The 7,727-nt window shown below is 42.5% G+C and carries 6 protein-coding genes and 1 other annotated feature; of the genes, 1 reads left to right on the top strand and 5 read right to left on the bottom strand.

The features are described from left to right. Positions 1-206 precede the first annotated feature (206 nt). The 5 genes from serS to guaB form a co-directional block, all read right to left on the bottom strand. Positions 207-1,481, bottom strand: coding sequence for a serine--tRNA ligase (gene serS, locus BLT_RS0120950; protein WP_017729654.1), 1,275 nt, complete (start codon positions 1,479-1,481; stop codon positions 207-209). Between the two features lie 190 nt (positions 1,482-1,671). Then, positions 1,672-1,888: a binding site (T-box leader), on the bottom strand. Next, on the bottom strand, positions 1,889-2,479 hold the full coding sequence (gene pdxT, locus BLT_RS0120955; RefSeq protein ID WP_017729655.1) for a pyridoxal 5'-phosphate synthase glutaminase subunit PdxT: 591 nt from the start codon (positions 2,477-2,479) through the stop codon (positions 1,889-1,891). A gap of 22 nt (positions 2,480-2,501) precedes the next feature. Beyond that, positions 2,502-3,386 carry a pyridoxal 5'-phosphate synthase lyase subunit PdxS gene (gene pdxS / locus BLT_RS0120960; RefSeq protein ID WP_017729656.1) on the bottom strand — a complete coding sequence of 295 codons (885 nt, stop codon included), beginning with the start codon at positions 3,384-3,386 and terminating at the stop codon, positions 2,502-2,504. A gap of 138 nt (positions 3,387-3,524) precedes the next feature. Next, positions 3,525-4,868 (bottom strand): D-alanyl-D-alanine carboxypeptidase family protein, encoded by a 1,344-nt coding sequence (locus BLT_RS0120965; protein ID WP_017729657.1) that lies wholly within the window; start codon positions 4,866-4,868, stop codon positions 3,525-3,527. A gap of 110 nt (positions 4,869-4,978) precedes the next feature. After that, entirely contained in the window at positions 4,979-6,436 is a 1,458-nt protein-coding gene (gene guaB / locus BLT_RS0120970) for an IMP dehydrogenase (protein ID WP_017729658.1), read from the bottom strand. A gap of 131 nt (positions 6,437-6,567) precedes the next feature. Here guaB and BLT_RS0120975 point away from each other — a divergent pair, with 131 nt between their 5' ends. Then, positions 6,568-7,527, top strand: a complete 960-nt coding sequence (locus tag BLT_RS0120975) for a YaaC family protein (RefSeq protein WP_017729659.1) — start codon at positions 6,568-6,570, stop codon at positions 7,525-7,527. Positions 7,528-7,727 lie beyond the last annotated feature (200 nt).

A 7,727-nucleotide genomic window follows, 5' to 3' on the forward strand; every position in this document is an offset into this window, starting at 1 on the left:
TCGTTCAACCGATTACATGCAAGACAGCCACATGGCTGCATGTCACTACATGGAAGAAATTCAATCAGGTGAACGTCAGCCAAATCAATAAAAATTGAATGAGCGCTTCTAGCTGAGCTAGAAGCTTTTTTTTTTGAGTGCCGGTCGATTAAAACAAAAAAATGAGCGGCACCGTATCGTATCAAGTGGTGCCACTCATTTTGACATTATCCGATTTTTTCTACATTTCCCATGTATGGACGAAGCACTTCAGGTATAACAATGGAACCATCTTCTTGCTGGTAGTTTTCAAGAACTGCAGCGACTGTACGGCCAATCGCAAGACCTGAACCATTTAATGTATGAACAAATTCTGCCTTCCCTTTTGGCTCACGACGAAACTTAATGTTCGCTCTACGAGCCTGGAAGTCTTCAAAGTTACTGCATGAAGAGATTTCACGGTATGACTCATAGCTTGGAATCCAAACCTCAATGTCGTATTTCTTTGCAGCTGTGAAGCCTAAATCAGCCGTACACATGCTCATGACGCGGTACGGAAGCTTTAAGAGCTGTAACACCTTCTCTGCATGTCCCGTTAGCTTCTCAAGCTCGTCATACGAATCCTCAGGCTTTACAAAACGAACAAGCTCAACCTTGTTAAATTGATGCTGACGAATTAAGCCTCTCGTATCACGGCCAGCAGAACCTGCTTCTGAACGGAAGTTTGTACTAAATGCGGTATAAGCGATCGGCAGCTGGTCGATTGAAAGAATTTCATCACGATGTAAATTGGTCACTGGCACTTCAGCCGTTGGTACTAAAAAGTAGTCTGCTTCTCGAATTTTAAATGCATCTTCCTCAAATTTAGGAAGCTGACCGGTTCCAATCATACTTGCACGGTTCACCATATACGGAGGCAAGACCTCTTCATAGCCATGTTCATTTTGATGAAGGTCCATCATAAAATTGATAAGAGCACGCTCTAGACGAGCACCTAGACCTTTATAAAAGACAAAACGGCTTCCAGTCACTTTTGACGCTCGTTCAAAATCTAATATGCCGAGTTCTGTTGCAAGGTCCCAATGTGGCTTTGCTTCAAATTCAAAGCTTGGAACTTCCCCCCATGTCCGGACTTCCACATTATCGTCCTCTGTTTCTCCTACAGGCACACTTTCATGAGGGACATTCGGAATAGTTAATAGTAGTTCTTCAAGGTCCTGGTCAATGGTACGTAGCTCCTCATCCAATTGCTTAATTTTATCGGAAACCTCACGCATTTCGATAATGAGCTGATCTGCATCCTGTTTTTCCCGTTTACGCGTTGCCACCTCTTGTGACACTTGATTTCGACGACTTTTTAATTCTTCAACCTCTACGATGACTGAACGGCGCTTCTCATCAAGGTCGCCAAAGCGATCCAAGCCGGAAATATCTTCTCCACGTGTTGCAAGCTTCTCTTTAATATGGTCAAAATTGTTTCGTAATCGTTTTACATCTAGCATCCAAATACCTCCTTAAAAAAATGTTCTTTACGATACAAAAAGATAAACAAAACTTGACTTTTCGCCAAGCCCTTACTAGCGAAAGCCTTAATTGCAGATATACTTGGGCCCTCACATTTTTAACTACGTCGAAAAACTTGTATGTTAAAAAATTTATACTTTTTAACGTACAAAAAAGCTCCCATCCCATAAAAGGGACGAGAGCACCCGCGTTGCCACCCTTGTTGCTTGCTACATAAGTAACACGCCACTTAAAACGAATAACGACCGTTCAGCCGGAAGCACGTACTTAACGTTCAGTGCTTCACTCAAGGATGGATTCCTACATGTTGCTTGACCGGTTTACACCAACCACCGGCTCTCTGCGCAAGCATTCATCTAGTACTAGTTCCTCTCAACGCTTTCAATTATGAGACACGCTCAGCTTTTGCATCCTTCACCATTTGAGCAAAATATTGGTGGAAGCGATGGTCATCCGTTAATTCTGGATGGAACGAGCATGCTAAAAAGTTCCCTTGTCTTGCGGCAACAATTTCATCATTAAACTTCGATAAGACATCAACTTCAGCACCTACCTCAACAATGAGAGGGGCACGAATAAAGACCGCACGGACGTCTTCTCCAACTCCTTCAACCATCAAATCGGTTTCAAAGCTTTCGCGCTGACGTCCAAACGCATTACGTTGAACCGTCATGTCGATAAGCTCTAAATGACCTTGTTTTCGATCAACAACTTTTGTTGCCATTAGAATAAGCCCTGCACATGTGCCAAAAATCGGTTTTCCAGACGCTGCAAATTGTTTTAATGGTTCAAAGAAACCATATTTATCAATCAATCTGCGCATGGTTGTGCTTTCTCCGCCTGGAAGGACCAATCCATCTAAATCATCGAGCTGCTCAACCTTTTTCACAGCAATTACTTCCGTTTCCGGACTTTCAAGGCATTTCACGTGCTCACGAACGGCCCCTTGTAATGCTAAAACGCCAATCTTCACCATTATCCTCAAGCTTCCTTTCTACTTACCAACCGCGCTCTTGCATGCGCTCTGTAGGCTCAAGCGTTGAGATTTCAATTCCTTTCATCGCTGTTCCAAGTCCTTTTGAAAGCTCAGCAATTAGCGCATAATCTTCGTAATGTGTCGTTGCCTCAACAATCGCACGAGCAAACTTTTCTGGTTTCTCAGACTTAAAAATACCAGAGCCGACGAATACACCGTCTGCACCTAACTGCATCATAAGTGCAGCATCTGCTGGTGTTGCAACCCCACCTGCAGCAAAGTTTACGACAGGAAGCTTTCCTGTTTCTTTTATTTCAAGAAGCAGTTCATAGGATGCACCAATATTTTTTGCTTCAGTCATAAGCTCATCCGTAGACATGGACGCAACTTTACGAATTTGTGCTTGCATCATTCTCATATGACGTACAGCTTCAACAATGTTTCCTGTTCCAGGCTCACCTTTTGTACGGATCATTGATGCTCCTTCACCAATACGACGAGCAGCTTCTCCTAGATCACGCGCACCACAAACGAATGGAACGGTAAAGTCACGCTTGTACAAATGATACACTTCATCTGCTGGAGTTAATACTTCACTCTCGTCAATATAATCCACACCCATTGCCTCAAGGACGCGTGCTTCAACAACGTGACCAATACGGCATTTTGCCATTACTGGAATCGATACTGCTTTCATAACCTCTTCTACAATTGTAGGGTCAGCCATACGTGCAACGCCGCCTGCTGCGCGAATATCAGCTGGTACACGCTCTAGTGCCATAACAGCTACAGCACCTGCTTCTTCCGCAATTTTTGCTTGTTCAGCATTAATGACGTCCATAATCACGCCACCTTTTTGCATTTCCGCCATACCACGCTTAACGCGGTCAGTCCCTGTATCTACCATGTGTAATTCCTCCTATACCGATCATCTTAGTTGACGAATACTTATTATCATGTTCTTAGATTATCGTAAATTTCAGTTTTTATTGTAGCATGAAACGGGCTAAGCGCAAACCCCAAGCCCGTTTCCCTGTTATTCTTTTTATGCAAACCAGCCTTTGACTGTATCCGCCACAGACGTCCAAATACCAGAGAAGAAACCACCAATTGAACGCATCGTCATGGAAAACCAGCCCGCACGCTCAACTGCAGCATCTGTGACCACTGCCACTTCATCGTGTTGATTGGCAAAAAGGAATTCTTCTTCTCCTTCACCAGTATAGGTGAGTACAACCTTTCCAACCTCATGTCCAGCTTCAAAAGGCGCCTCTAATGCACCATCTTCATCTAACTTACTTTCATCGAGGGTTAATGTTGGTTCATACAGCTCTTCTTCACCCTTCTTCACAACGGTCGATAGTGATTCAGCCGTAGAAATGGAAACTTCACGTTCTTTCCCTGCAGAAACGACCAGTGTATCTTCTCCTTCTGACTGATGCCCAGCAGGAAGGATTTCCGCATGCTCAAAATTATTAAATCCATAGTCTAACAGCTTTCTCGTTTCGTTAAAGCGCGCTTCCCTTGAATCGGTACGCATCACAACAGAGATAAGGCGTAAATCATCTCGCTTTGCCGTTCCAGTAAAGGCGTTTCCTGCATCTTGAGTATAACCGGTTTTTAAGCCATCAATTCCTTCATAATCAAATTGAGGACGAATATCTGGCAACATCCAGTTCCAATTCTCCATCGTAATCGTTTCATCAGATCCTGGTCCTGCTACAAACTCTTTCATCGGAATACTTGCTGTTTCAAGAACTTCAGGATAGTCTCTTAGTAAGCTGTAGGCAAGCTTCGCTGTTGCACGAGCCGACATCATATTTTCTTCATTAGGGTCCGTGCCCTCAGGGTGATTTCCTGATAAATCACGATTGTTCAATCCCGTTGAATTAACAAATTTATAGTCTTCAAGTCCAAGCTCAGCAGCCTTGTCGTTCATCATCTGTACAAAAGCCGTTTCTGAACCAGCAATTAGCTCAGCAAGTGCAATGGTCGACGCATTTGCTGAATAAATCGCAACAGATTCATAGAGTTGTCTTACCGTATACGTCTCATCTTGGCGAAGAGGGACATTGGAAAGGGAAATTTGAAGAGAGAGAGACCGAACAAAATCACTAATTGGTACTTGTTGATCCCATTGGATTCGTCCTTCGTCAATCGCTTCTAAAATCAAGTATTCACTCATCATTTTCGTCATACTTGCTGTCGGTAAAATCGCATCAATGTTCTTTTGATACAAAATTTTTCCTGAATCTGCTTCTACAAGAATCGCAGATTCAGCCTCTAAATCTAGGGCTGCTTCAGCCGTCGATGGTTGAATCATCAAAGTAGATACAAGCACAACGGCCATTAAGGCTAAAAACATCCGTTTCACTGCTAGCTGTTTCACTTACGATTACACCTCCAGAACTTGTCACACAGAGGCTATTTTAACACAAGCACACATAAAAAAATAGATAGGGAAGGCCCTATCTATTTAACGAAAAATGTCTTTTTTATTTATAGAGAGTAGTTTGGTGCTTCTTTCGTAATTTGAACATCGTGTGGGTGACTCTCGCGTAAACCTGCTCCTGTAATCTTAATAAATTGAGCATCGCTTCTTAGTCGTTCTAAAGTCTCGGTACCACAGTAACCCATTCCTGCGCGCAATCCCCCAACCAGCTGGTGAATCGTGTCATTTAATGGGCCTTTATAAGCAATTCGACCTTCAATACCTTCTGGGACAAGCTTCTGATTATTTTCTTGGAAATAACGGTCTTTACTTCCTTTTTCCATTGCAGCGAGTGATCCCATACCACGGTATACTTTAAACTGACGGCCTTGATAGATTTCTCGCTCACCAGGACTTTCACTTACACCTGCAAGTAGGCTACCTAGCATAACAGCGTGTGCGCCCGCTGCAAGAGCTTTTGTAATGTCCCCTGAGTATTTTATCCCGCCGTCTGCAATAATCGGTACACCGTGCTTCTGAGCCTCTGTAGCACAATCATAAATGGCAGTGATTTGTGGAACGCCAATCCCTGCTACCACACGTGTGGTACAGATAGATCCAGGGCCAATACCAACTTTCACAATGTTCGCTCCCGCTTCAATTAAATCACGAGTGGCTTCTGCAGTTGCAACATTTCCAGCAATGATGTTCAAATCTGGATACGCTTTGCGAACGGCTTTTACTTTTTCAAGAACACCTTTTGAATGACCGTGGGCAGTGTCAATGACAATGACATCAACCCCTGCTTCTACAAGTGCTGCAATCCGTGCATCGGCATCTGCAGAAACCCCCACCGCAGCACCAACAATCAATCGACCTTGTGCGTCTTTTGCAGAGTTTGGAAATTCGATAACCTTTTCAATATCTTTGATTGTAATAAGGCCTTTTAATACACCGTCATCATCAACGAGGGGCAATTTTTCAATTTTATATTTTTGTAAAATCTTTTCAGCTTCTTGAAGGGTTGTGCCGACAGCTGCTGTAACAAGGTTTTCTTTCGTCATCACATCATCAATTTTAATTGAATAATCTTCAATAAAACGTAAATCGCGATTTGTTAAGATCCCAACAAGCTTCTGTTCCTCATCAACAATCGGAACACCAGAAATTCTGTATTTCCCCATTAAGTGCTCAGCATCAAACACTTGGCGATCTGGTGTTAAAAAGAATGGGTTGGTAATTACACCACTTTCAGAACGCTTTACTCGGTCCACTTGTTCAGCTTGCTCTTCAATGGACATGTTCTTATGGATAATTCCAAGGCCCCCTTCTCTAGCCATTGCAATTGCCATTTTTGCTTCAGTTACTGTATCCATACCAGCACTCAGAATCGGAACATTCAATTGCAGCGTTTCAGCAAGCTTTGTTTTTACAGAGACATCTCTTGGCAATACTTCAGATTTAGCAGGGACAAGCAACACATCATCGAAGGTAAGACCTTCCTTTTGAAATTTATTTTCCCACACGCTGATCCTTCCTCTCCACATGGTTTTCCTGAAAATATTATTAGTAGCTTAACAAGTGGGTAAACTACTGTCAAGAATCGATAGAATGTTTGATTTTTCTAAATAGAAAGACGAAAGATAGGGGGCTTCTCATGGGGTCAAATGCTTGGGAGCCATTGCTTCCTTTTTTCTCTGTTACTTATACTCGGCGTTACTTGGCAAATAAGTATGAACGTGCAGAGCTGTTCCAGGCAAATACAAAAAGTTATCAAACCTGTTACTCGTTTATCTACCATCTTCAACATGGGAAACTTTTCATAGAACAAGCAGAGAAAGCACCTTATGAATTGAGGCCAATTTTACTTTTTTATGGACTGGTGCAATTAATAAAAGCTTGTGTCCTCACAAAAGATCCGCAGTATCCAGAAACCTCCCAAGTACTTGCTCACGGGGTTTCAACACGAAAACGAAAAAAATCAGGCTATCGTTTCCTTGAAGATGAAGTAAAAACGCAACGGAATGGACTATTTTCTCATCTTCTCGACAAATTGTTTCACATGAAACAATTGGAAGGTGAAAAATTTTGTATGGAGCAGTTGCTTTTACAATTGCCTGAATTATATCCTACCATTCAAACTGTAAAAAACAAAGAATATGCTCACAAATGTTATTACAAGCAGGGGAATTTATACATTCCAGCGTCCTTGCTAGATGATTTTCATATGACAATTAAGGGATTGGAGCACTTTCTCTCTTTACACAATCCTCTTTGGTTAGACGTAAATGGAAAGATTGAGCTTGAAAAGAATTGGCTGAGAGTACCTGTGTCACATTCCTTTTCTCCCTATCATTGCTTTCCGTTTCTCTATGAATCAAAAACAACTGGATTGCTGCTTCGAAACCGGGATAAGCTACTCAAACTCCCCTCTATTGCCGTGCACTATTTACTGCTCTACAATTTGAGCATGATTTGTCGCTATGAAACAGAATGGTGGGGAGAACTGTTTCATACCTTTGATGGAGGAGATTTGCCAATTATCCTTCAACTTTTAGATTCCAGCAGCGAGGCAATCCCAAATCGAATTTGCTTGTATTTACAGGAAGGTTGTTGATGAGAAACGCATCCTTCCTTACTTTTGATGTGAGCAAGAGCACTTGTTCTTTTCTTCATTCACTACTCGATTTCCTTCCCTTTTCCTTTTCTGCGCACTAAAAAAAGCACAACCCTATCGGATTGTGCTTTATCGCTTGGCAACGTCCTACTCTTGCAGGGGGAAGCCCCCAACTACCATCGGCGCTGAAGAGCTTAACG

This window comes from Halalkalibacterium ligniniphilum (assembly GCF_000334155.1).
GTDB lineage: Bacteria > Bacillota > Bacilli > Bacillales > Bacillaceae_D > Halalkalibacterium > Halalkalibacterium ligniniphilum.

Bases quoted from the DNA above. Each gene is read 5' to 3' on its own strand.
- serS (WP_017729654.1), bottom strand. From the start codon at position 1,481: ATGCTAGATGTAAAACGATTACGAAACAATTTTGACCATATTAAAGAG.
- pdxT (WP_017729655.1), bottom strand. From the start codon at position 2,479: ATGGTGAAGATTGGCGTTTTAGCATTACAAGGGGCCGTTCGTGAGCAC.
- pdxS (WP_017729656.1), bottom strand. From the start codon at position 3,386: ATGGTAGATACAGGGACTGACCGCGTTAAGCGTGGTATGGCGGAAATG.
- BLT_RS0120975 (WP_017729659.1), top strand. From the start codon at position 6,568: ATGGGGTCAAATGCTTGGGAGCCATTGCTTCCTTTTTTCTCTGTTACT.